The sequence below is a fragment of the Bifidobacterium eulemuris genome (assembly GCF_014898155.1).
Lineage (GTDB): Bacteria > Actinomycetota > Actinomycetes > Actinomycetales > Bifidobacteriaceae > Bifidobacterium > Bifidobacterium eulemuris.
This window is the reverse complement of the sequence record NZ_CP062938.1, coordinates 2,815,185-2,837,717: the sequence shown is the minus strand read 5'-3', so window position 1 is coordinate 2,837,717 and position 22,533 is coordinate 2,815,185. Positions and strand designations below refer to the sequence as shown.

The window sequence follows — 22,533 nt, the reverse complement described above, 5'->3', positions numbered from 1 at the left end:
TTAAGCGGGCAGCCCAGTGGGCTGCCCGTAGGTGAAGGGAGCAACTTGTTGCGACGGTCGTCAGAATGCTCAGCCCTGCTGAGCATTCTGACGACGCTGCTTGGCGCGCCACTTGTACCAGTCCTCGCGGTTGAGGATGATCTTGCGCACGCGGATCGCCTCGGGGGTCACCTCGACGCATTCGTCCTCGTTGGCGAAGTCCAGCGACTCCTCGAGGCTCATGCGGATCGGCGGGGTGAGAGTTTCGAGCACGTCGGCGGTGGAGGAGCGCATGTTGGTCATATGCTTGGCCAGCGTGATGTTCACGTCGAGCTCGTCGGGCTTGTTGTTCACGCCCACGACCTGGCCCTCGTAGACCGGGGACTGCGGGTCGACGAAGAAGTTGCCGCGCGCCTGCAGACGCTGCATGGCGTACGGGGTGGCGATGCCCTTGCGGTCGCACACCATGGAGCCGTTCTGGCGGATGGTGATCTTGCCGGCCCACGGCGCGTATCCGGCGGAGATCGACGAGGCGATGCCGGTGCCGCGCGTGGATGAGAGCAGGGCGGTGCGGAAGCCGATCAGGCCGCGGCTCGGCACGGTGAACTGCAGACGCACCCAGCCGGAGCCGTGGTTGGTCATGGAGTCCATACGGCCCTTGCGATCGGCCATAAGCTGGGTGACGGTGCCCATGTATTCCTCGGGCACGTCGATGGTGGTGTTCTCCATCGGCTCGTTGATCACGCCGTCGATGGTTTTGGTGACCACCTGCGGGCGGCCGACGGTGAGCTCGTAGCCTTCGCGGCGCATCTGCTCGGCGAGCACGGCCAGCGCGAGTTCGCCGCGGCCCTGCACCTCCCAAGCGTCGGGACGGTCGGTGGGCAGCACCTTGATGGACACGTTGCCGATGAGCTCGCGGTCGAGGCGGTCCTTGATCATGCGGGCGGTGAGCTTGTGGTCCTTGCCTTCGGTGCCGGCCAGCGGGGAGTCGTTGATGCCAAAGGTCATGGAAATGGCCGGATCGTCCACGTGGATAAGCGGCAGGGGCTTCGGATCGGACGGATCGACGATGGTCTCGCCGATCATGATGTCGTTCACGCCGGCGACGGCGACGATGTCGCCGGGGCCCGCGGAGGTGACGGGGATGCGCTCCAGACCCTGCGTGCGCAGCAGCTCGGAGACGCGGAAGTTCGCGACGGATCCGTCCACACGGCTCAGACCGTAGGTTTTGCCCTTCTCCAACGTGCCGTTGTAGATGCGCACGAGGCCGAGTCGGCCGAGGAAGTCGGAGGAGTCGATGTTGGCGACGTGGGCCTGCAGCGGCTCGCCCTCCTCGTATTCGGGGGCGGGGATGTTGGAGATGATCGCCTCGAACAGCGGTTCGAGGTCCTCGTTGTCGGGCAGTCCGCCGTCGGCGGGCTGGTTCACGGAGGCGTAGCCGGCCTTGGCGGCGCAGTAGATCACCGGCAGTTCGAGCAGCGCGTCGAGGTCGAGGTCGACGCCTTCGTGCTGCACGTCGTCGGCCAGGCCGAGCAGCAGGTCGGAGGCCTCGCCCACCACCTCTTCGATGCGGGCGTCAGGGCGATCCACCTTGTTGACGCACAGGATCACCGGCAGTTTGGCCTCGAGGGCCTTGCGCAGCACGAAGCGGGTCTGCGGCAGCGGGCCTTCGGAGGCGTCGACGAGCAGCACCACGCCGTCGACCATGGAGATGCCGCGTTCCACCTCGCCGCCGAAGTCGGCGTGGCCGGGGGTGTCGATGATGTTGAGGGTGATGCCCTCGGGGTGGCCGTACTTCTCGGCCAGCGGGCCGGTGTACTGCACGGCCGTGTTCTTGGCGAGGATGGTGATGCCCTTCTCGCGTTCCAGATCGTTGGAGTCCATCACGCGGTCGGGGACCTCCTCACGCTCGGAGAAGACGTGGGACTGCTGGAGCATGGCATTGACCAGCGTGGTCTTGCCGTGGTCGACGTGAGCCACGATCGCCACATTACGGATATCACCGCGAACCGCCATGAAATACCTCTCTTAATTCCTGTTGATTCCTGGGTTCCAGATTGCGCCGGCGAATCGCCGGCCCCTTACACACAAACCGACATAATGCTACGCGCATTGCCCGACAGCCCTCGAAAACGAAAAACCGCGCACGCCGTGAGGGGCGGCCGTCGAACGGTCGGACCCCACGGCATGCGCGGGAGACGACGGGAGAACGGGTTAATCCTCCAGGTCGAGGCCCTTGCGTTCGGGCAGGCACAGGGCCGCGACGCAGGCCAACACGAACGCTGCGGCGAAGATGACGAAGGCGACCGTCTTGTCGCCACCTGACATGGTCAGGAACCACGGCACCAGCAGCGGCGCGATGATGGCGGCCACACGGCCGCAGGCGGCGGCCGCTCCGGCCGCGGCGCCGCGCAGGCGGGTCGGGTAGATCTCCGGCGTCACGGCGTAGAGCACACCCCACGCGCCAAGGTTCGAGGCGGACAACAGCATGCCGAACACCAGCACCAGAGCCACGGAACCGGCCTGCGAGAATAGGAAGGCGGCCACGGCGGAGACGGCGAGGAACACGCTCAGGGTTTTGCGCCGTCCCCAGACCTCCACCAGCCACGCGGCGAGGAAGTAGCCGGGAAGCTGGGCGATGGAGATCGCCAGGGTGTAGCCGAAGGATTTGGTCAAAGAGCCGAACTGGTCGGCCAACAGGCTCGGCATCCAGGTGAACGCGCCGTAGTAGGAGAAGTTCACGAAGAACCAGGTGGCCCAGATGGCCGCGGTGCGGGCGATGTACTTGGATCCGAACAGCTCGCGCGTCCTGATCTTCGGCAGCGGACGCCCCTTGGGGGATTCGACCGGAGCGACGCCCGAGGCCGCTTCGAAATACCGCACGGCCTTCTCGGCCTCGTCCTCGCGACCCTGCGCCTCGAGGAAGCGCACGGATTCGGGGATGTGCACGCGGGTGACGATGGCGTACAGCAACGGCAGCGCGCCGATGAGCAGCGCCCAGCGCCAGCCCCAGTCGCCGGTGTTCGGGATCACGAAGTAGCCGATCATCGCGGCGATGATCCAGCCGACGGCCCAGAAGGACTCCAACAGTACGGTCATGCGCCCGCGCTGCGCGGTCGGCGAGAATTCGGACACCAAGGTGGAGGCCACCGGCAGTTCGGCGCCCAATCCCAAACCGATGACGAAGCGGGCGATAAGCAGCGCGGCCAGAGTCCAGCTGAAGGCCATGCCCGCGTTGGCCAGGCCGAAGATCACCAGCGTGGCGGCGAACACGGTTTTGCGGCCCACCCGGTCGGCCACGAAACCGCCCAGAGCGGCGCCGATGGCCATGCCGACGAATCCGATGGAGAGCACCCACGATTTCTCCGTGGCGCTGAGGTTGAAGTGCGGGTCGGCGGCGATGGCGGCGACGACGAACGACACCAGGCCGACGTCCATGGCGTCGAACGCCCAGCCGATGCCGGAGGCGACCAGAAGTTTGCGATGCGCTTTGTTGAACGGCAGCCGGTCGAGACGCTCGTTGCGGGTGAGCATGCCGTCCGCGCGCGCCGCCGTGGGCTGCGCCGATGGCGATGTCTGTGCTGTGGTCATCATTCCTTCTCTCATGGTGGTGTGATATCGATGGGCGGCGTGCCGACGGCGCGCCACGAATGCGGGGCGTCTATCCGCGGTGCGGAACCAACGCCGAAAGCGGGTCGTCGAAGGCGCGCGCGTCCGATTCGCGCCTGAGCCGCAGTTCCTGGTTGATGCGATGGAGCTCGTCGCCGAACAGTCCGCGCGTCCAGGCGGCGGCGTCGCGTTCGGCGCGAGGCGCGTAGCGGTAGACGGCGGCGGGACGTTGGCGGCCTTCGCTGATCTTCTCCCCCGTATCCTCCAGTTCGCCCGAGGCGAGGATTCTGCGGCGGAAGTTGGCCAGATCGACCGATTGTCCGGCGATGGCCTCGACCACGCCGTGCAGCTGACGCAGGGTGAACGTGGGGCCGACGAGACGCGCGACGACGTCGGGATATTCGATGGTCGTGCGCAGGCGGCGTAGCGCGTAGTCGACGATCTGACGGTGGTCGAACGCCAGTTCGGGAAGCTCGTCTTCGGCGAACCACCGCACATTGTCGACGCGATCGGTTTCAAAGGTTCCCGACCGCCCCACCATCGCCCAGTAGACGACGGAGACCATGGGCAGGCCGCCTTGCGAACGCAGCGGGCCGCCGAAGGCGCGCAACTGCTCGAGATAGCGCGGCGCCAACGCGGTGGTGGATTCCAGCGCCTTGCAGGCGGCGTGTTCCAAGGTTTCGTCGGCACGCAAGTCCTCGCCCGGCAACGCCCACATGCCTTGATATGGCTGGCGTGTGCGGCGCACCAACGGCAGCCACAACCGATGATGCGATGCGGCGTCGGAGCCGGGCCCCAAGACCAAAATAACGACGGAGACGCCGACGCGCGGCGATTGCGTTCGTCGTTCCGTAACATTGCCGATGCCCATGCGTGGTCCCTCCTCTGTGGCCGCGCATGAGCATATCACTTATAGTCAGAATGACTATAAGTGGTCGGGCGTGTTGCGTTCCATTGTCTTATCGGCGTTATTCCTCGGATTGCACCTCACGCAGCGCGGATTCCGGACTCGGCATGAACGGCGCCAGCGATGGCAGCTGATCCAAGGAGTCCAGCCCCATCTTCTCCAGGAACAGTCCCGAGGTGACCAGCAGCGCCGCGCGGGAATCGGGATCCGTACCCTCCTCGCGCACCAGCCCGCGCACGGTGAGCGAACGGATCACGCCGTCGGAGTTCACGCCGCGGATGGCGGCGATCTGCGCGCGGGTCACCGGCTGCTTGTAGGCCACGATGGCCAGCGCCTCCAACGCGGCCTGGCTGAGGCGGGCGGTCTGCCCGTCGGTCACGAAAGCGGACACCACCGGTTCGAATTCAAGACGGTTGGCGAACTGCCAGCCGCGCGCGGTATGCCGCAGCTCGAATCCGCGGCGCTCGGCCTCATAGCCGTCACGCAGCGCCTCCAACGCCTGCTCGACCACATCCTCGTCCACGGCGAGCACGCGCGCGAGATCCCCCGTCTGCTGCGGTTGGTCGGCGACCATCAGAATCGCCTCCACGCAGGCGTTCAGACCTCCGGGAAAATCGTCCACGGTGAAATCCACGTATTCGGGGCGGCTTCCGTCGGTGTTCTCGCTGTTCATCTTACGCAAAATCCCTTTCGCTGATATTCACATCGGACATCTCGTCGTCCACGCCGGGCACCCATCTCAGGTGCAGCGGCGCATACGGCCCATCCTGCCTGAACTGGACGGCACCTTGTTTGAAGAAGGCGAGCACGGCCAGGAACCGGGCCACGATTTCGATGCGATGTTCCGCATCCTCGGTGAGCTGGGCGAAGGTAATCGACTCCCCCGCCGGCAACGCGCGCAGCCGGTCGCGCACCAAGGCGGACTGCGCGCGCAGGTCGACCAGCGGCACATGCAGTTGGTGGACGCTGACCTGCGAGACGGGCGCGTTGGCGAACACTTGAGCCGCCAGTCTGGCCAGATCCTCCACCCCTAAAGTCCAGGCGAGTTCGGGCAGCATGGACGCCACGGTGTCATCCACCACCCCGGGATGCGGGAACCTCCCGGAATTCGCGGCGAAACGGGCGCGGAAATCATTGGACGCCTGTTTGAACGCGCGGTACTGCAACAGCCTCGCGAACAGCAGATCGCGTTCGCGCAGGGCCTCGAGACTCTGCTCGTCGCGGCGCTCGTCCTCGCCGCCCGGCAGCAGCGCGACGCTTTTCGCCTCCACCAGAATCGAGGCGACGTCGAGGAACGCGCTGGCCTCGTCCATATCACGCGTGAAATCCAACGTGCGCGCGTAGGCGAGGAACTCCTCGGTGATGGTGGACAACGACACTTCGGTGAGCTCCAACCGATTGTTGGCGATCATGCCGAGCAGCGCGTCGAAGGGGCCGGAATACACCTCCAGATCCACATGGAATCCGGCGGTCGTCTCCGCTTCGGGCGCGACGTCCACATGGTCGGCGATCAGCCGGTTCATCTCATCCATGCCGCACCACGCTCCCACACATCATACGCGCCGTCCGCACGGGCGTCCGGAACGCGGGCGACGGGCCCGTCGGGTACCATGCATGCCGGTCGGCGCATCAGGCGATGATGCCCCGCGCCACCAGTTCGCGCGCCACCTCACGGTATTCCTTGCTGGTTTTATGCCCGGGCGCGAAGATGGTGATCGGAGCGGCGGCCACGGTGGAGTCCGGCAGTTTGATGGAACGCGAGATCACCGTATGGAACACCTTGTCGTTGAACGCCTCGTAGATGCGCTGCAACACCTCCTCGCAGTGCAGCGTCTTGGTGAACATCGTCACCAGCACGCCGTACACCTGCAGATCGGGATTGATGCGGCTACGCACCTTATCGATGGACTGCATCAGCAAAGCCACGCCACGCAGGGCGAAGAACTCGGCGGCCACGGGGATAATCACGCCGTCCGCCGCGGTGAGCGCGTTGACGGTGAGTAGGCCGAGCGAGGGCTGGCAGTCGACGATGATCACATCGTATTCGGGCTTGAGCCTACGCAGCACGCCGGCCAGCACCTGCTCGCGCCCGACCTCGGTGACCAGCTGCACCTCGGCCGCGGACAGGTCGATATTCGCGGGAATGATGTCAATATTCTCAAAGGCGGTGTGATGCACCACCTCATGCGGATCCATGGACGGATTGAACAACGCCGTGTAGATCGTGTTCTCCACCGTGTTCGCGTTGATGCCCAGACCCACCGTGGCCGCGCCCTGCGGGTCGAAATCGACGATCAGCACGCGGCGGCCGTACTGGCTGAGCGCGCCCGCGATATTGATGGAACTGGTGGTTTTGCCCACGCCGCCCTTCTGGTTGCACATGGCGATGACCCGCGCCGGTCCGTGCTGTTGCAGCGGTTCGGGGGCGGGAAAGGTCTCGTAGACGCGTCCAAGCAAATCCGTAGGCATAGTGTTCACCTTAGCAATATCCCTCGCCGCCACATCACCCAAATCGAGCGAGCCCTGAGCAAACGTTCCGTCTTCCACCCCACCAGACTATCGCGTCATCCGGTCCGGCGGCAGACTGCCACGCCGAAAACCCCCGACTCACGTCGGCATCGCCGCGGCGATGTCGCGCCGCGCGCAGTCGGGCGAAGTCGATTGCCGCCAAATCCGCGCGCCACCCGTATTCCGCCCGCATCGCCGCGGAAACGTCCAATTGTTGGGCGAGAGGGATGGCGCAGACTAGTTCCGCCCACACCATCACGGAAGCGTCATGCCGAGCGAAGTCGAGGCATCTCTGTCGGCGGTGTCACCTCGCGCGTGGATGGGCGGTCAGATACGCCTCGATAAGATTCTCCGGCGCCACATGCGTGTAGATCTGCGTGGTGGTGACGCTGGCGTGCCCCAATAGCTCCTGCACGGTGCGCACATCCGCGCCGCCCTGGATCAGATGCGTGGCGAAGGAATGCCGCAAGGTGTGCGGATGCAGCGGTTTGTCGATGTGCGCGCGCTCCCCCGCGCCGCGCACGATCTCCCACACCGACTGGCGGGACAGCCGACGGCCCCGCTTGTTGAGGAACAACGCACGCCGTTCGATATTCGAGGCCCTCGCCCGGCGTTCGAGTTCGGGACGCGACCGTTCGAGATATCGGCGCAACGCCACGCACGCGTAGCCGCCGACCGGCACCAGACGCTGTTTGGATCCTTTGCCCATCAGCCGGGCGATCCGCTCGTCGAGGTTGATGTCCTCCAGATTCGCGCCGGTGGCCTCGGAGACGCGGCATCCGGTAGCGTACATGAATTCGAGCAGCGCCTTGTCACGCAACGTCACCGAATCGACGGCACCCGCCTCGACGCCCGGAACGTCCGGGGCGACCGCGTCGAGCAACCGCGACACCTCGTCCACCGTCAGCACGTCCGGCAGCGTGGACGCCCCTTTGGGTGCCTTCACCGCGGCCGACACGTCATCGGATACGACATGCTGGTTCAGGGCGAATTTGTGGAACTCGTGCACGCTGGCGAGGCGGCGCGCCTTGCTGCGCGCGCTTTCGCCGGCATCGTCGAGCGAGGCGACATAACGTTCCACATCATGGCGGGTGATGCGGGAGAGGTCGTCGATGCCTTGGGATCCCAACCAGTCGAGATACTTGCCGAGATCGGATTCGTACGCCTTCACCGTGGACGGGGCCAGTCCGCGTTCCACATCGATATGGGCGAGGAACTGCTCGAGCAGCGACGCGAATCCGTAAGTCATAGGCTCCAGTGTATTACGGCGGGTTCGACCCGTGATGCCATCAGATACGACGAAACCCCGCCTTCCTTGAGGAGGACGGGGTTTCGTACCAGAAGAATCGATCAGGCCTCGACCGGGGCGTTGACGTCCTCGGGCAGAGCGGCCTTGGCGGCGTCCACGATGGCCTTGAAGGTCTCGGGATCGGACACGGCCAGCTCGGCGAGGGCGCGGCGGTCCAGCTCGATGCCGGCCAGCTTCAGGCCCTGGATGAAGCGGTTGTAGGTGATGCCTTCGGCGCGGACGGCGGCGTTGATGCGCTGGATCCACAGCTTGCGGAAGTCGCCCTTGCGGGCCTTGCGGTCGCGGAAGTTGTAGTTAAAGGAGTGAAGCAGCTGCTCCTTGGCCTTGCGGTACAGACGAGAGCGCTGGCCGCGGTAGCCGGAAGCCCTCTCGAGAACGACGCGACGCTTCTTGTGGGCGTTGACTGCGCGCTTGACACGTGCCATATTCTATTCCTCAGCTTTCTTAAAAGTCGTAAATTCCGGTGGGGCTCACTTGTTGAGCATGCGCTTGAGCTTCTTGGCCTGCGGGGCGGCGATCACGGTGTCGGTGGACAGCGCGCGACGCTTGCGGGACGACTTGTGCTCAAGGTTGTGGCGCATGGCGCTGCCGACCTGCATCAGCTTGCCCTTGCCGGTGACACGGACGCGCTTGGAAGCGGCGGAATTACTTTTCATCTTCGGCATTGCTGCCCTCCTTGGTGTTGTTCTTCTGTTCGGAAGTCTGGGGTGCGATCTTGGCGTTCGCCTCGGCCACCGCCTGGGCTTGGGCCTCCTGCTTGGCGGCAAGGCGCGCGGCCTGTCGAGCCTGGCGTTCGGCGCGGGACTGGTCGCCGCGACGACGCTGCTCGGACTGGGTGTGCACCTTCTTGCCCTTGGGCGCCAACGTCATGATGATGTTGCGGCCCTCCTGCTTCGGCTGGGATTCCACCGTGCCGAATTCCTCGACGTCGGCGGCCAGACGCTGCAGCAGCTCCACGCCACCGATCGGACGGGACTGTTCGCGGCCTCGCAGCATGATCGTGACCTTGACCTTGTCGCCGCCGTTGAGGAAGCGGGTCACATGGCCCTTCTTCACCTCGAAATCGTGGTCGTCGATCTTCAGGCGGAAACGGATCTCCTTGATCTCCGCCGTGCTTTGGTTGCGGCGAGCCTCACGAGCCTTGATCTTCTCGTTGTACTTGAACTTGCCGTAATCGATGAGCTTCGCAACCGGAGGCTTCGCGTTGGGCGCCACCTCGACGAGATCGAGGTTCGCTTCCTTCGCCAGGTTGAGGGCGACCGCGGTCGCGATGACTCCCACCTGCTCGCCCTTCGGGCCGATCAGGCGTACCTGCGGGACGCGAATCTCGTCGTTAATGCGTGGTTCGTCGCTGATGATGACTCCAATCCTCATGTTCCTTCAGCGGAGTTCCGGACTGGATCGTTTTCAAGCTTCGTGTTCATGGCAAGCCGCGACCCACGCGTATATCGCGCAATCGCATAGGGACACCTTCGAGTGGTGTCGCATACCGTTTCTCATTCGCGCGTCAAGCGCCCGGAACGGCGAGGCTATTGCCTTGAACCCGAAGCCCTGAAAGGCTTCCAGGTGGGGAATTCCCGCTTTCTTGATTTCTCAAGCCTTGTCGATAGTACCATATGCCCGGACAAAGCGGCCCCGCGCGTCGCGTGGAGCCACAGGACCGCTTGTCCTGCTCGGAAGATCAGCCGATATCCTCGAGTTTCAGGGGCGCGGGCATTGGATCGTCGCTATGCGGCAGCATCGCGTTGGTGACGCACCCGCCGTCGATGGCGGCGAGGGCGCGTTCCAGCGGCACGCTCAGGTGGCCGTTCTCCCCCATCCACTGCGTATAGCCGCGCACCATGGACAGGTCGGCGGTGCCCCAATCGCCCCGAGCGTCGAACCACGAAGGCGTCACCGCGCGCAGCGAGGCGGCGATGACCTCGGGATCGATATGGCACAGCGACGGCTGCAACGCACGCACGGCGGCGTCGGGATCCTCACGGGCCATCGCATAGCCCTGCGCGGTGGCGGCGGCGAAGTCGCGCACCAGACGCGGATTGCGGTCGAACAGATCGCGCCTGACCGACACATAGTAGGAATGGTGCGGCGCGACGTCGATGTCATCGAAGGGCAGCACCACCAGCTCGTCGAAGGAGCCCGAACCCTGGTAGGGCTCCCACCACGCCACATTGATGAACGCGTCGAATTTGCCACGCTCCACACTGCGGATATCCGGCTCCCATTCGCCGGGATCGATGGTGATGAGTTTGGAGAAGTCGCCGCCGTCCTTTTCGACGGCCTGGCGCAATTCGGTGTACAGACGCTTGACGCCCATCGGAATGCACACGCGCTTGCCCTCCAGGTCGCGGAAGCGGGTGATGCCCGTGGACGAGTTGGTGATCACGCCGCCGATCTGGCACTGGTTCATCACCGCGAACGAGATCAGCGAGGATTCGCCCTGCTGGTGGAACAGCAGCTGGTTCAGCCTCACCAGGGCGATGTCCACCTCGCCTCGAGCCAGCAGATACGCCGGATCGCCGCGGTAAAAGTCGCCGCTGGTGAATTCCACGTCAAGGCCGCGCTCGGCGTACAGTCCGCGCTCGCGCGCCAGGTACATGCCGGCGTGGTTGGTCCAGGGATGCACATATTCCAGTCGTACTCGCAACATCGGTGTTTGCTCCTTATCGGTTTGATCGTTGATGGATATCGGGTATCGGTTGTGGTCTGGGGCGCCGCCCGGCTAGTCCAGCGCGTCCAGCGAGCCCCGCAGGGCGTCGAGGAAACGGCGGCCGGCATCGCGATGGAACCATGCGGTGTGGCCGAGCAGCGACGTGTCGTAGCACCATGCGGCGTCCTCGACGCGTCCGGTGCCCTTCATGTAGTAGGCGATCCAATTCAGCGACGCCTCGGATTGGCTGACGGGCAGCATGTCGGTGATCAACGCCCGTTCGTCGTCGTCCAGCGGACGCACCCGATGATAGCCGCGCACGATGGCGTCGGCGATGTCGGGACGACAGGAGTCGTCATGGCCGTTGGCGATGTCGATGAATTGGATGGCGTGACGCTCCAACGTCTGGACCAGATCGAACAAGGCGGTGTTGCGGTCGGCCAGGCCGAAGTCGAACACCGAAACGGGAGCGTCGCCCTGCCACAGGAAGTTCGAGATATGCGGATCCCCGTGGGTCCAGCACGCGTCGAGACGCCCGTAGCGCGACGCCACGCGCTCCGCCCACACGCGGTGCCGTTCCAAATCACGGTGGATATCGCGTTCGGTCATGGCCAGATATTCCGCCACGGAGGGGCGTTCTTCCAGCCAGGCGTCCAACGCCTCGTCGAGGTCGGCGCTTGCGAACAGGCCGAACCGGTTCTGGAAGGGATCGGGAACCGCGCGACGCGGCTCGTCGAACCCCTCGGCCGCCAACGACATCCGCGCGACGAACGCGCCCAGCGCCTCGGCCTCGCCGACCGATCGCGGAGGCTCCCACGTCAACGCCGTGACATACCGGTCCTCGCCCCGCCCCTGACGGCTCACCTCGTATACGGCGTCGGCGATGCTCAGCGTGGTTCCCCGCGCGCCAGGCGTCTGTGGCGAAAACGGCAGGAACGGCGGCGCCTGCACCCCATGCGCGATGAGATGCGCGACGAAACGGTGGTACGGCGCTATTCCTTCAGCGTCGCGCACGGAGCGCGCGTAACGCTTGACGAACACGACGTCGCCCTCTTCCGTCAGCACGAGAGAGCCTGCCGCGGTCGGACGCCCGCTGTGAGAGACGATCCGGCTCGCATGCAACGGACGGTCCAGCGCGGCAAGCACCCGCCCGGCCTCGTCCAACGTGATGTCCGACCACCGTTGCGCGACGATGTCCAGCTGCGGATCGCCCTCAATGTTGTCCATGCGCGCCGCCTTCGTCTGCCATGACGAGTCCGTTCGCCTTTCTCACGCGATCACCCTCGCGTCGCGACCTCCGGCGAGACGGTCCAACGCGCCGGTGGCGGCGATGGCCTTGTACAGCCACCAGGTCAGCGCCCCGGCGATCACAGCACCGGAGATCACGTTGCACAGGAGATTCACCACCATGTACGGATCAAGCAGCGACATGCCCACGTTGTACAGGAAGTAGGAGACGATGACGCCTCCCACGGCAGACAGTGCGCCGGCGAGCATCGTGACGCCGATGTTCCACATGCGGTAGGCGAAGAACAAGAAGGCCAGTTCCGCTCCCAAACCTTGGACGATGCCGGGCAGGATCGTGCCGGCGCCTCCCCAATGGCTGCCGATCACCGCCTCCACCATGGCCGCGACGAGCTCGCAGAACAACGCCGCGCCGGGCTTGCGTACGATGACCGCGGCCAACGGACCGGCGAAATAGAACACGCCGTATATCAGAGCCTGCATGCCCGGCACGATCGCCAGCATGGATCCCAACGGCTCGGAAATCAGGCCCGCGCCCCAGAAGACCAGGCCGGAGGCGACGGCGATGACCGCCGTGGTGGTGATGTCGGTCACGCGCCAACGCAGGTCCGGGCGCTGAGCTTGTTCGGATGATGTCATATGAGATACCCCTTTTCAGGCTTGCGTTTTCCACCAAGCAGGGGTTTGAGATGGCCTGTGCCATTATGGGCGGCCACATCAAGAACTTCGTTCGCCGGTACTAACCGGATCACGTTCTACGGTCGAGGATTGACCTCTCTCAGCTCGCCATGCGAGCACCCGTGCTTGACAGGTCGGTAGCCTACCACGGCACGGATACAACGGGCGCGAATCGGCACGCCGATTTTCAGCTCAACGCGTCGATCAGACCGGTGATGCCCTCCTCGCGCAGGATCTCGCGGTAAGGTCCGGCCTCCTCCTCGATCAGCTGGTCGATGGCGCGCATGCCCAGCACCTCGACCGGCGCCTGATCGTCGGTGAGGATGGTCGAATCCGCGTCCGGCTCGTCGACCTCCTCGAAACGCGCGGCCACCTCGTCCATCTCCCATTTGAGCTCGTCGCTGTGCGTGCGCATATAGGTGGTGGAGCGCAGCGGAATCGCCTTGGCGTCGCGTTTGATGTCGCTCGCGCCCTTGGTGGACTTGTCCTCGCCGATGGTTTTGGCGAACAACTCGCGGTTGGTGGTGTTCGGCACGTCGGCGGTGAGCATGTTGCGTTCGCCGAACACGCTGGCGATGGTGTCGGTGAGCGCCTCGTTGATCGAGCCTTCGCCGTCGGAGATCATGTTCATGTTCACCACCATCACACCGCCGGGGTTCAGGTGCTCCTTGACCATCTCGAAGAACTCGACCGAGCTCATCTGGAAAGGTATGGTGATGTCCTGATACGCGTCGACCATGATCACGTCGTAGGTTTCGTCGCTGGCGGCGAGCCACGCGCGTCCGTCGTAGGTGGAGACGGGCACGTCGGCCGGCTCATCGAAGTACTCCCCCGCCAGTTCGGTGATCTTCTCGTCGATCTCCACACCGGTGATCTCCATATCCGGGTAATACTGCCTGAGCTGACGCGCGTAGGTGCCGGTGCCCATGCCGAGGATCAGGGCGGAGTCGGCGTTGTCGGCGAGCGCGGGGGCGGCGAGGGCCGTGTCGTAGTACATGCCGGTGAGCCCCTCGTCCTTCATGGTGACGGACTGCACGCCGAACAGCACGTTGGTGGACAGGATCGTGCGGTCGGAGAGGTTCTTGACCTGCAGATAGTTGTAGATCGACTCGCCCTCGTAGGCGAGGTTCGTCTCCCAGAACGCGAAGCCGCTTAAGGGCGAGACGCAGGAGGTGGCCACGAAGACGACCGTTGAGACGACGCAGGCGACGCGGCGGGCGCGGATGGAAATGAAGTAGACCAGGGGGATGGCCAGCAGCACGCCCGAGAAGATCAGGAAGGTCACGAAGGTGCCCACGGCGGGGATGGTCACGAAGGTGGGCAGGAAGGTCCCGAGGATCGAGCCGATGGTGTTGCATGCGGAAAGCCGGCCGACCACGGAGGCGTTGTCCTCGAGCGAGTCGGTGGCGAATTTGTTCAGGCCCGCGGTCACGGTGCCGAGCAGGAACAGCGGCGGCACGAAGATGACCATGCAGCTGACGAAGGCCGCGACGATGAGGAAGTTGGTCGACACGCTTACGATCAGCAGTCCGGAGATCGCCAGGATCACGTATTTGCCGACCAGCGGGATCAGCGCGATCCATACGGCCGCGATCATGATGCGGAAGTAGAGCTTGTCGGGGTTCGGGTCCTTGTCGGCCCATTTGCCGCCGAACACCGCACCAAGCGCCAGCGCGATCATGATGGTGCCGATGATGATGGTCCATACGATCTGCGAGCTGGAGAAGTAGGGGGCGAGCAGACGCGAGGCGCCCAGCTCGGCGGCCATGACGGCCATGCCCGAGAAGAACTCCGTGACGTACAGGAAGGTCTTCGACTTGAGGATCGGCCGTTCGCTGTCCCTCGTCTTCACCGCCATGCCGCTTCCCTCCCGTATCGTTCGCTATGTGGACTGCGCCCAGACTATCAGCCGCAAGAGTCAAGGCGCGTACACTGGCCGGTATGAGCGATATGAGCAAGGTCTGTATGGTGTTCGGGGCGGGAAGCTACTACGACGAGAGTCCGGTCGTTCCCCAAGGCGCGCTGGTCGTGGCCGCGGACGGAGGATACGACCACGCGCTCGCGCTGGGCATCAGGCCCGATGTGGCGATCGGCGATTTCGATTCGATCAGCAAAACGCCCGTCCTCCACGAGGATGGCGACGATCCGGCGTCGGGGAGGGTCTCCACCATCGCGCTGCCCGCGCAGAAGGACGAGACCGATATGCCGCAGGCGGTGAAGGTCGGCTGGAACCAAGGCATTCGAGTGTTCCATATCTTCGGCGGACTCGGAGGACGCCTCGACCATGCGCTGGCGAATCTGCAGATGCTGGCCGACATCGCGAGGCATGGCGGCATCGGATTCCTGCATGGCGACGGCTGTGTCGCCACGGCCGTGACGGACGGCGAGATCCGATTCCCCGCGAACCAGGTGGCCGCGCGGCGCATGGTTTCCGTATTCGCGCATTCCGACAGGGCCTTGGGCGTGACGATTCGGGGTCTGAAATACGAGACGGATTCGGTCGATTGGACGAACAGCCACGCGCTGGGGGTCAGCAACGAATTCCTGCCCGGCATCCCCTCCTCCATCAGCGTGCGCGAGGGCACGCTGATCGTCACCTATCCCGTGGAGGCGCCGCAGCCCCAATGGCGCAGCGGTGCGGATCAGGCCGCGTCTTTCGGCGCGATCGACGACCGCCGGTCCGAACTGCTCTCCCCGCTCTTCCGCGACTGACGCCGCCGTCCGCGCGACCTTGCCGGCATGACGGGGGCGATCAGGCCCGCCCGATGGCGCGCGACGACGCCCTGCGGATGCCTTCGCAGTCGTTGTGAGCGCTCACGGAAGTTGCGCTCCGCGGTTGAAAACACGCGCCAAAACGTTGCCGTAAGTACAGGCGACGCACTAGAGTAAGGAACGTTGGTAAACAATGGCCGCCGCGCCACCGTGCGCCAAGGCCTATCCCAAAGGGAGAAATACATGACAGTTAAGATTGGTATCAACGGCTTCGGTCGTATCGGTCGTCTCGCCTTCCGCCGCATCTTCGAGCTTCAGGCTCGCGGTGGCCAGGCTGGTGACATCGAAGTTGCCGCCATCAACGATCTGACCTCGCCGGCCGCTCTCGCCTACCTGCTGAAGTACGACAGCACCCACGGCACCTTCAAGCACGACGACGGCACCCTGGTCGACGTGAAGGCCACCGAGGACTCCATCATCGTCGACGGCAAGGAATACAAGGTCTACGCCGAGAAGGACGCCAACAACATCCCGTGGGTCAAGAACGACGGCGTCGAGTTCGTGCTCGAGTGCACCGGCTTCTACACCTCCGCCGAGAAGTCCCAGGCCCACCTCAACGCCGGCGCCAAGAAGGTCCTGATCTCCGCTCCGGCCAAGGACGCCGACACCCCGACCGTCGTGTTCGGTGTGAACCACGACATCCTCAAGGCCGACGACGTGATCGTCTCCGCCGGCTCCTGCACCACCAACTCCATGGCCGCCATGGTCAAGCTGCTCAACGACAAGTGGGGCATCAAGGCCGGCTTCATGACCACCATCCACGCCTACACCGGCACCCAGATGATCCTGGACGGCCCGCGTGGCACCAAGTCCGGCCGCGACCTGCGCGCCGCCGCGGTGAACACCATCGCCCACTCCACCGGTGCCGCCAAGGCCATCGGCAAGGTCGTCCCGGAGGTCAACGGCAAGCTGCAGGGCCACGCCCAGCGCGTGCAGGTTCCGGACGGATCCGTCACCGAGCTGACCACCGTGCTGAACGTCGAGACCACCGCCGACGAAATCAACGAGGCCTTCAAGGCCGCGTTCTCCGACACGGACTACTACGGCTACAACGATGAGGGCATCGTCTCCGGCGACATCATCGGCGACACCCACGGCGGCGTGTTCGACCCGACCCAGACCGACGTCAACACCGTCGACGGCGTGACCCTGGCCCGCACCGTGTCCTTCTACGACAACGAGTACGGCTTCACCTGCAACATGGTGCGCACCCTGCTGTACTTCGCCGAGATCTCCGAGTGACCCGACGCGGCCTGACGGCCGCAACGGTTCTTTCCAAGAACTCATCAGGAAGCCCTCGCCCCACGGCGAGGGCTTCCTCGTTATTACGGCGTTTCTCGATAAAGAGATCCTTCGACTCCGGCCTAGCGGCCTGCGCTCAGGATGACGTTGATAATGGTTATTCGTCATCCTGAGCGAAGGGCGAAGCCCGAAGTCGAAGGATCTCAAGGCAAAGCCTTGCGAAGGCTACCGGCGCAACTCGGCCAGCCGAACCGTCATGGGACAGCCCAGTGGGGTGTCCCATAGGTGAGGTGAGCAAGGCACAGCCTTGCGAAGATTACCGGCGGAGTTCCGCCGGTAATACGAAGTGCATGGTTTCCTTGATGGTCTCCACTGAGGCGATGTCGTCGTAGCCCATGTCCTGCAGGGCCGAGACCACACCTTCGACATATTCCTCGGGCACCGACGCGCCCGAGGAGACGCCCACGGCCTCGACGCCGTCGAACCAGGCCGGATCAAGCTCGCCCGCGTCGTCGACGCGGTGCGCTTCGCCGCGCCCGGCCAAGGCCTCCTGCGCGACCTCCATCAGACGCACCGAATTCGACGAATTCGCCGATCCGACGATCACCACGGCGTCGGACTGTTCGGCCACCAATTTCACCGCTGCCTGCCGGTTGCTGGTCGCATAGCAGATGTCGGAGCTCGGCGGCTCCTCGATCCACGGGAACCGGGCCTTCAGAGCGGCGATCGTCTCGGCCGTCTCGTCGATGCTCAAGGTGGTCTGGCTGAGCAGCACCAGTTTGGTCATCGGCTCGAACCGCAGGGTCTCGACGTCGCCCGCGCGTTCGATCAGATGCACATGTTCGGGGCTCTCCCCCACCACGCCGACCGCCTCGTCATGGCCTTTATGCCCGATGTAGACGATTTCGTATCCCTCGCGCACGAAACGCAGCACCTCGCGATGCACTTTGCCCACTAGCGGGCAGGTCGCGTCCACGACGTGCAATCCCCGTTCCTCGGCCTCGCGCTTCACCGCGGGCGACACGCCATGCGCGGAGAACACCACCGGAATGCCGGCCGGGCCCGCCTCATCAGGAATCTCATCCAGTTCCTCGACGAACACCGCCCCCTGCGCGGCCAGATCCTCGACCACATGGCGGTTGTGCACGATCTGCCGGCGCACATACACCGGAGGCAGGCCGTCCCCACGGGAGAGGCCGTCGGCGCCGCTGGCCTTGAGTATCGTCCGCACGGTCAGGATCGCACGGTCCACTCCGGCGCAGAATCCGCGCGGATCCGCCAATACGATACGTTTGCCCATCTTGCGATCGCCTCCTTCACGCGTTTCGGCTTTCCAGTGTATCCGCCCGCCGCAACCTCTCCAACGCCCTTCGCGCGGAGCCGACGGCGCTGAGGCCGGGCCGAAGACCCAGCGCGCCGGAGCCCTGTAGGCGCTAGACTGGTGCGTTAGCGATAACAATCGTTATCGGACAACGACACCAGCACTTTTGGGAGTGATCATATGGCATGCACGAACCTGCCTCCGCGCACCGGACAGCAGTATGCGATTTCCTACGGCGACTACCGGGCCGTCGTCACCCAGCTCGGCGCCACGCTGCGCAAGCTCACCTACCAGGGCAAGAACGTGATCGTGCCGCTCGGCGCCGACGATCCGGTGACCTGCTGCCACGGCCAGATCCTCATCCCATTCCCCAACCGCATCGAAGCCGGCACCTACACCTTCGAAGGCACGACCTACACGCTGCCCATCGACGAGCATGACCGCAACACCGCCATCCACGGCTACGGCTACCGCTCCTATTGGAATCTGGTGAGCCTCGAGGAGTCCAAGGTCACGCTGTCGTGGCGCTCGCCCCATATGAACGGCTATCCTTTCGACATCGTCGTCACCGCCACCTACGAGCTGGGCGACAAGGGCCTGTCCATCACCATCGCCGCCACCAATCACGGCGACGCGAACGCCCCGTGGGCCCTGGCGATCCACCCGTGGCTCGACAACGGTTTCAACGGCTATGGCGACGAGATCGACGGACACAACGCCCAATGCTCCCTGACCGTGCCGGCCGACACGCATGTCACCGTCGACGAGAACCTCATCCCAACCGGCACCGAGCCGGTGGACGGCACCAAATACGACCTGCGCCAGCCCACACTCCTCACCGAACAGCCCTTCGACGACGCGTGGACCGACCTGCATCACGACGCCGACGGCACCGTGACCGCCACGTTCACCCGCCCCGACGGACTGACCATCAAGGTGGGAGGCGACGAAACCATCACCTCGTTCCAGGTGTGCACCGGCACCGGATTCCCCGCCTTCCAGCATCCGGCGGGCACCGCGGTCGAACCGCAGACCGCCTACGCCAACGCCTTCAACACCGGCGAGGACCTGATCGTCATCGAGCCGGGCGCCACCAGCGCCACCACGCTGTTCCTTAAGGCCGAGCAGGCCTGACGAAGCGTCGCACAGGGCTTCGGGCAAACCGCCGAACGGACGTCCGGCTTGCCTGAAGTCGTGCTTGTGTGCGATAATCCCGTAGGCTTATTCATCATAAGTAAAGGAGTCCATCATGGGCATGCGCGGACGCAAGCGCAAGGATCGTCGTAAGAAGGCCGCCAACCACGGCAAGCGCCCAAACGCCTGATCTTCACGCGTCAAGAAACGTGGAAACCCGCCCAAGTGCAAGCTGGGCGGGTTTTTCGTAATTCATGCATCCCAGCGCAGTCTCCCGGCGCAGCAGTCTCCCAGCGCAGCGGAACCAACGAGGCATCGCGCCGCCTCTTCGACATGCGGCATGGCTGGGCTATTCCTTGCACACGGCCAGGCTATTCCTTGCAGCAATGGTCGAGCACGTCGCGCAGCCGCGCCATCAGACACTCGGGCGCCTGTTCGGGGCGCAGATAGGATCGCAGCGCCGCGATCAGAGCCTGTTCGCGCTCGTCGCAGCATGTGGACGGGTCGAAACAGTCGCCTGCCCCGTCCACGCGGGTGGCTTTGATCACGGTCCGCGACGCGACGCCCGCACCATCCATACAGGCGGCGTCATCCGTCTGGTCGTCGTGAATCGTGGTCACGGCGGTGATGCGCACATCCGTATGGGTCACCGTGCCATCCGCATCCGTATGGGTGATGGAGATATGACGATGACGTTCGATGGGATCGTTCATACCCGCTCCCTTCCACCGATGGCCACATTGCTGCTTTCATTATCGCGGCTGCGTTCCGATTGCGCGGATAGTGAACCATGTGGGGTTCGCGTGTCGTATCCGCGTTCCTTGGCGTAGACGGCGAGTTCACGTTTGAGCTGCGTGCGGGCGCGGTTGAGTCTGCTCATCACCGTGCCGATTTTGACGCCCTGCTCGTCGGCCACCTGCTGGTAGGACTTGCCGTCGATGGCCGCGTCGATGAACACCTGACGACGTTCCGGGCTGAGTTTGGCGAGCGCGGCCATGATCTCCTCGGGCGCGAAGGCGTCGAGATACTCCTGTTCGGCGGATTTCAATCCTTCGGAGGAATGTTCGGAGGCGGCGTAGATATCCCAGTCATCGTATTCCCCGCTGGAATCGTTGGCCCGTTGCGGACGCCGCTTCGCTTTGGCGTATTGGTTGAAATACGCGTTGCGTTCGATGGTGGTCATCCACGCTTCGAAATTCGTTCCCTGCTCGAAGGAATCGAAGGCTTTGAACCCGCGTTCGAAGGTGTCCTGCACCAGATCCTGCGCGTCCTCGGGATTGTTGGTCAGCCGCATCGCCTGCCGGTAGAGCACGTCGACGGCGGGCATGGCGAGCTCCTCGAAGCGCGCGCGACGCTCGGCCATGGTCTCCGTCTGTTCTTCGGTCACGACTCCCATTGTAATCACATGACTTACCCATGTTTCGCGCATGGACCTTGGAGATCGGCCCGCCATAATGGGCGACGACCGCGTCATCAGACGGCTGTTCGACATCGGATAGACATGGGGAACGGGCGGGCGCGCCGGCCCGCCGCGCGGGCAATGACTCCTGTTGCCGGTAGAATATCCGACAGCACAACAAAGGAGACACAGGCATGAACCTGACGCTGGCCTCGATGGTTGAGACGCTCAAATCACATCGACTGCTCCGCGAGATCATCCACAACGATATCTGGACCGACGATATCGCCCATGCGGACACCCCGAATCTGACGTTCGATGATATTACGTATGACAGTCGTCAAGTCGGTCCGCGCACGCTCCTGTTCTGCAAGGGCAACTTCAGACCCGAATACCTCGACGACGCCGACAAGGCCGGACTGCCCTGCTACGTCGCCCAAACCGACCACTCCGCCCACACCAAGGCCGTCGGACTCATCGTCGACGACGTGCGCGCCGCCATGGCCCTGCTCGCCGCCGAATTCCACGGACGCCCCCAGGACGAGCTGACCGTGGTCGGCATCACCGGCACCAAAGGCAAAACCACCACCGCCTACTTCACCCACGCCATCCTCAACGCCCACAGCGGCGGCCGGGCCGCCCTGCTCTCCTCCGTCGACAACTGCGTCGACGGACGCACCTGGAGCGAATCCGAACTCACCACCCCCGAATCCCTCGACCTGTACCGCCTCATGCGACAGGCCGCCGACAACGGCATGCGCTACCTCGTCATGGAGGTCAGCTCCCAGGCCTACAAACTCGAACGCGTCCACGGCCTGACCTTCGACGCCGCCGCCTTCCTCAACATCTCCCCCGACCACATCAGCCCCATCGAACACCCCACCTTCGAAGACTACCTCCACAACAAACGACAAATCGTCTTCAACTGCCGTTCGCTGGTTCTGGGCGCCGATTGCACGTATGCCGACCTTATCCGCGACGACGCGCGGGACGCGGAGGTTCCCGTGCGCACCTTCGCCGTCCGGCGCAAGCCCGACGACGACGTCGACCTCACCGCCGAAGCGGTCGATGTGGCGGACTCGCGCTACCTGTTCCGGGAGCGGGGCGAGACCATCGCACAGCTGTCGCTGGCGTTGGAGGGCGAGTTCAACGCGGCCAACGCGGCGGCCGCGATCGCGCTCGCGAGGCAGGTGGGCGTCCCATCGGACTCCCCCGCGTTCGCGGCGCTGGAACAGGTGCGTATCTCCGGACGTATGGAGCATTATTCCGCCGGCAACATCGAAGCGTATGTGGACTACGCGCATAACCACGCCAGCGCGAAAACCCTGGTCGATTTCATCGCGGGCAAGTACGCCGGACGCAACCCCCGCGTGATCGCGGTGACCGGTTCGGTGGGAGACAAAGCCATGGACCGGCGCGAAGGCATCATCACCGGACTGCAGGACGGCGTGGACCGCATCATCCTCACCCAGGAGGACACCGTCGCCGAACGTATGATCGACATCTGCCATGAGATGCAGGGGTATCTCACCAATCCGCGGGTCGCCTGCGATATCGAACTCGACCGGGCCAAGGCGATAGCGTTGGCCGTCGAGGACGCCCGCGCGCATCCAGACCAATTGACGGTGCTGCTCGTCATCGGCAAAGGCGACGAGCGTTGGATCAAAATCGACGGCCAACACGTGCCCTATGAGGGCGACGACCATGTCGTCCGACGGCTGCTCGGACTGGACGAGGCGTGACCCGGGCTTTCGCAAAGCCGCATCTGAACGAGAAGGAA

Annotated in this window: 22 protein-coding genes and 1 riboswitch; of the genes, 5 read left to right on the top strand and 17 right to left on the bottom strand. The window is 64.4% G+C overall.

What is annotated here, in order from left to right; genetic code table 11:
* Positions 1 to 69: 69 nt before the first annotated feature.
* From typA to BE0216_RS11470, 14 genes are all read right to left on the bottom strand, one after another.
* Entirely contained in the window at positions 70 to 1,995 is a 1,926-nt protein-coding gene (gene typA, locus BE0216_RS11535; RefSeq protein ID WP_072725241.1) for a translational GTPase TypA, read from the bottom strand.
* Positions 1,996 to 2,193: 198 nt separating this feature from the next.
* On the bottom strand, positions 2,194 to 3,570 hold the full coding sequence (locus tag BE0216_RS11530) for an MFS transporter (protein WP_226805793.1): 1,377 nt from the start codon (positions 3,568 to 3,570) through the stop codon (positions 2,194 to 2,196).
* A gap of 70 nt (positions 3,571 to 3,640) precedes the next feature.
* Positions 3,641 to 4,459 carry an NUDIX hydrolase gene (locus BE0216_RS11525; protein ID WP_143249312.1) on the bottom strand — a complete coding sequence of 273 codons (819 nt, stop codon included), beginning with the start codon at positions 4,457 to 4,459 and terminating at the stop codon, positions 3,641 to 3,643.
* Between the two features lie 97 nt (positions 4,460 to 4,556).
* Positions 4,557 to 5,168, bottom strand: a complete 612-nt coding sequence (scpB, locus tag BE0216_RS11520; RefSeq protein WP_094637075.1) for an SMC-Scp complex subunit ScpB — start codon at positions 5,166 to 5,168, stop codon at positions 4,557 to 4,559.
* Between the two features lies 1 nt (position 5,169).
* Positions 5,170 to 6,018: a segregation and condensation protein A gene (locus BE0216_RS11515; RefSeq protein WP_094637074.1), complete on the bottom strand. Its 849-nt coding sequence runs from the start codon at positions 6,016 to 6,018 to the stop codon at positions 5,170 to 5,172.
* A 106-nt stretch (positions 6,019 to 6,124) separates the two neighbouring features.
* Positions 6,125 to 6,964, bottom strand: coding sequence for a ParA family protein (locus BE0216_RS11510; protein ID WP_094637073.1), 840 nt, complete (start codon positions 6,962 to 6,964; stop codon positions 6,125 to 6,127).
* 343 nt (positions 6,965 to 7,307) lie between these two features.
* Complete coding sequence (gene xerD, locus BE0216_RS11505) at positions 7,308 to 8,252, bottom strand: site-specific tyrosine recombinase XerD (protein ID WP_094637072.1); 945 nt, start codon at positions 8,250 to 8,252, stop codon at positions 7,308 to 7,310.
* A gap of 101 nt (positions 8,253 to 8,353) precedes the next feature.
* The gene (rplT, locus tag BE0216_RS11500; RefSeq protein WP_094637071.1) at positions 8,354 to 8,737 is read right to left on the bottom strand and encodes a 50S ribosomal protein L20; all 384 of its coding nucleotides are present in this window, start codon (positions 8,735 to 8,737) and stop codon (positions 8,354 to 8,356) included.
* 45 nt (positions 8,738 to 8,782) lie between these two features.
* A complete protein-coding gene (gene rpmI, locus BE0216_RS11495) occupies positions 8,783 to 8,977 on the bottom strand; it encodes a 50S ribosomal protein L35 (protein WP_072725224.1) in 195 nt (64 codons plus the stop codon).
* Entirely contained in the window at positions 8,958 to 9,686 is a 729-nt protein-coding gene (gene infC / locus BE0216_RS11490) for a translation initiation factor IF-3 (RefSeq protein ID WP_094637070.1), read from the bottom strand. Before infC ends, rpmI begins: the two co-directional genes overlap by 20 nt.
* 307 nt (positions 9,687 to 9,993) lie before the next feature.
* Positions 9,994 to 10,962: an ABC transporter substrate-binding protein gene (locus BE0216_RS11485; RefSeq protein ID WP_094637069.1), complete on the bottom strand. Its 969-nt coding sequence runs from the start codon at positions 10,960 to 10,962 to the stop codon at positions 9,994 to 9,996.
* A gap of 72 nt (positions 10,963 to 11,034) precedes the next feature.
* Positions 11,035 to 12,189: a phosphotransferase enzyme family protein gene (locus BE0216_RS11480; RefSeq protein ID WP_094637068.1), complete on the bottom strand. Its 1,155-nt coding sequence runs from the start codon at positions 12,187 to 12,189 to the stop codon at positions 11,035 to 11,037.
* A gap of 42 nt (positions 12,190 to 12,231) precedes the next feature.
* Positions 12,232 to 12,846: an ECF transporter S component gene (locus BE0216_RS11475; protein WP_094637067.1), complete on the bottom strand. Its 615-nt coding sequence runs from the start codon at positions 12,844 to 12,846 to the stop codon at positions 12,232 to 12,234.
* A 67-nt stretch (positions 12,847 to 12,913) separates the two neighbouring features.
* Positions 12,914 to 13,019, bottom strand: a riboswitch (TPP riboswitch).
* A gap of 53 nt (positions 13,020 to 13,072) precedes the next feature.
* Complete coding sequence (locus tag BE0216_RS11470; RefSeq protein WP_226805792.1) at positions 13,073 to 14,743, bottom strand: spermidine synthase; 1,671 nt, start codon at positions 14,741 to 14,743, stop codon at positions 13,073 to 13,075.
* 92 nt (positions 14,744 to 14,835) lie between these two features.
* Here BE0216_RS11470 and BE0216_RS11465 point away from each other — a divergent pair, with 92 nt between their 5' ends.
* Together BE0216_RS11465 and gap are read left to right on the top strand one after the other, a co-directional pair.
* Positions 14,836 to 15,597: a thiamine diphosphokinase gene (locus tag BE0216_RS11465; protein ID WP_226805791.1), complete on the top strand. Its 762-nt coding sequence runs from the start codon at positions 14,836 to 14,838 to the stop codon at positions 15,595 to 15,597.
* 243 nt (positions 15,598 to 15,840) lie between these two features.
* Positions 15,841 to 16,899, top strand: coding sequence for a type I glyceraldehyde-3-phosphate dehydrogenase (gap, locus tag BE0216_RS11460; RefSeq protein ID WP_072725214.1), 1,059 nt, complete (start codon positions 15,841 to 15,843; stop codon positions 16,897 to 16,899).
* A gap of 316 nt (positions 16,900 to 17,215) precedes the next feature.
* On the opposite strand, the gene BE0216_RS11455 is transcribed toward gap, so the two are convergent.
* Positions 17,216 to 18,199 (bottom strand): 4-hydroxy-3-methylbut-2-enyl diphosphate reductase, encoded by a 984-nt coding sequence (locus BE0216_RS11455; protein ID WP_094637065.1) that lies wholly within the window; start codon positions 18,197 to 18,199, stop codon positions 17,216 to 17,218.
* A 201-nt stretch (positions 18,200 to 18,400) separates the two neighbouring features.
* On the opposite strand from BE0216_RS11455, the gene BE0216_RS11450 reads away from it, so the two are divergent.
* Together BE0216_RS11450 and BE0216_RS12275 are read left to right on the top strand one after the other, a co-directional pair.
* The gene (locus BE0216_RS11450; protein WP_094637064.1) at positions 18,401 to 19,354 is read left to right on the top strand and encodes an aldose 1-epimerase family protein; all 954 of its coding nucleotides are present in this window, start codon (positions 18,401 to 18,403) and stop codon (positions 19,352 to 19,354) included.
* A gap of 115 nt (positions 19,355 to 19,469) precedes the next feature.
* The gene (locus tag BE0216_RS12275; protein ID WP_003817083.1) at positions 19,470 to 19,544 is read left to right on the top strand and encodes a 50S ribosomal protein bL37; all 75 of its coding nucleotides are present in this window, start codon (positions 19,470 to 19,472) and stop codon (positions 19,542 to 19,544) included.
* Positions 19,545 to 19,725: 181 nt separating this feature from the next.
* Here the strand turns inward: BE0216_RS12275 and BE0216_RS11445 are convergent, their stop codons facing one another.
* On the bottom strand, positions 19,726 to 20,067 hold the full coding sequence (locus BE0216_RS11445) for a hypothetical protein (RefSeq protein WP_094637063.1): 342 nt from the start codon (positions 20,065 to 20,067) through the stop codon (positions 19,726 to 19,728).
* On the bottom strand, positions 20,064 to 20,717 hold the full coding sequence (locus BE0216_RS11440; protein ID WP_404801835.1) for a sigma-70 family RNA polymerase sigma factor: 654 nt from the start codon (positions 20,715 to 20,717) through the stop codon (positions 20,064 to 20,066). The genes BE0216_RS11445 and BE0216_RS11440 overlap by 4 nt, the downstream gene beginning before the upstream one ends.
* 230 nt (positions 20,718 to 20,947) lie before the next feature.
* Here BE0216_RS11440 and BE0216_RS11435 point away from each other — a divergent pair, with 230 nt between their 5' ends.
* Positions 20,948 to 22,495 (top strand): Mur ligase family protein, encoded by a 1,548-nt coding sequence (locus BE0216_RS11435; RefSeq protein ID WP_094637061.1) that lies wholly within the window; start codon positions 20,948 to 20,950, stop codon positions 22,493 to 22,495.
* The last annotated feature ends 38 nt before the right edge of the window (positions 22,496 to 22,533 follow it).

Bases quoted from the DNA above. Each gene is read 5' to 3' on its own strand.
- gap (WP_072725214.1), top strand. From the start codon at position 15,841: ATGACAGTTAAGATTGGTATCAACGGCTTCGGTCGTATCGGTCGTCTC.
- BE0216_RS11480 (WP_094637068.1), bottom strand. From the start codon at position 12,189: ATGGACAACATTGAGGGCGATCCGCAGCTGGACATCGTCGCGCAACGG.
- BE0216_RS11435 (WP_094637061.1), top strand. From the start codon at position 20,948: ATGAACCTGACGCTGGCCTCGATGGTTGAGACGCTCAAATCACATCGA.
- rpmI (WP_072725224.1), bottom strand. From the start codon at position 8,977: ATGCCGAAGATGAAAAGTAATTCCGCCGCTTCCAAGCGCGTCCGTGTC.
- rplT (WP_094637071.1), bottom strand. From the start codon at position 8,737: ATGGCACGTGTCAAGCGCGCAGTCAACGCCCACAAGAAGCGTCGCGTC.
- BE0216_RS11475 (WP_094637067.1), bottom strand. From the start codon at position 12,846: ATGACATCATCCGAACAAGCTCAGCGCCCGGACCTGCGTTGGCGCGTG.
- BE0216_RS11450 (WP_094637064.1), top strand. From the start codon at position 18,401: ATGGCATGCACGAACCTGCCTCCGCGCACCGGACAGCAGTATGCGATT.
- BE0216_RS11465 (WP_226805791.1), top strand. From the start codon at position 14,836: ATGAGCAAGGTCTGTATGGTGTTCGGGGCGGGAAGCTACTACGACGAG.
- BE0216_RS11525 (WP_143249312.1), bottom strand. From the start codon at position 4,459: ATGGGCATCGGCAATGTTACGGAACGACGAACGCAATCGCCGCGCGTC.
- BE0216_RS11515 (WP_094637074.1), bottom strand. From the start codon at position 6,018: ATGAACCGGCTGATCGCCGACCATGTGGACGTCGCGCCCGAAGCGGAG.
- typA (WP_072725241.1), bottom strand. From the start codon at position 1,995: ATGGCGGTTCGCGGTGATATCCGTAATGTGGCGATCGTGGCTCACGTC.
- BE0216_RS11530 (WP_226805793.1), bottom strand. From the start codon at position 3,570: ATGACCACAGCACAGACATCGCCATCGGCGCAGCCCACGGCGGCGCGC.
- xerD (WP_094637072.1), bottom strand. From the start codon at position 8,252: ATGACTTACGGATTCGCGTCGCTGCTCGAGCAGTTCCTCGCCCATATC.
- BE0216_RS11470 (WP_226805792.1), bottom strand. From the start codon at position 14,743: ATGGCGGTGAAGACGAGGGACAGCGAACGGCCGATCCTCAAGTCGAAG.
- BE0216_RS11440 (WP_404801835.1), bottom strand. From the start codon at position 20,717: ATGGCCGAGCGTCGCGCGCGCTTCGAGGAGCTCGCCATGCCCGCCGTC.
- infC (WP_094637070.1), bottom strand. From the start codon at position 9,686: ATGAGGATTGGAGTCATCATCAGCGACGAACCACGCATTAACGACGAG.
- BE0216_RS11445 (WP_094637063.1), bottom strand. From the start codon at position 20,067: ATGAACGATCCCATCGAACGTCATCGTCATATCTCCATCACCCATACG.
- scpB (WP_094637075.1), bottom strand. From the start codon at position 5,168: ATGAACAGCGAGAACACCGACGGAAGCCGCCCCGAATACGTGGATTTC.
- BE0216_RS11485 (WP_094637069.1), bottom strand. From the start codon at position 10,962: ATGTTGCGAGTACGACTGGAATATGTGCATCCCTGGACCAACCACGCC.
- BE0216_RS11455 (WP_094637065.1), bottom strand. From the start codon at position 18,199: ATGGGCAAACGTATCGTATTGGCGGATCCGCGCGGATTCTGCGCCGGA.
- BE0216_RS11510 (WP_094637073.1), bottom strand. From the start codon at position 6,964: ATGCCTACGGATTTGCTTGGACGCGTCTACGAGACCTTTCCCGCCCCC.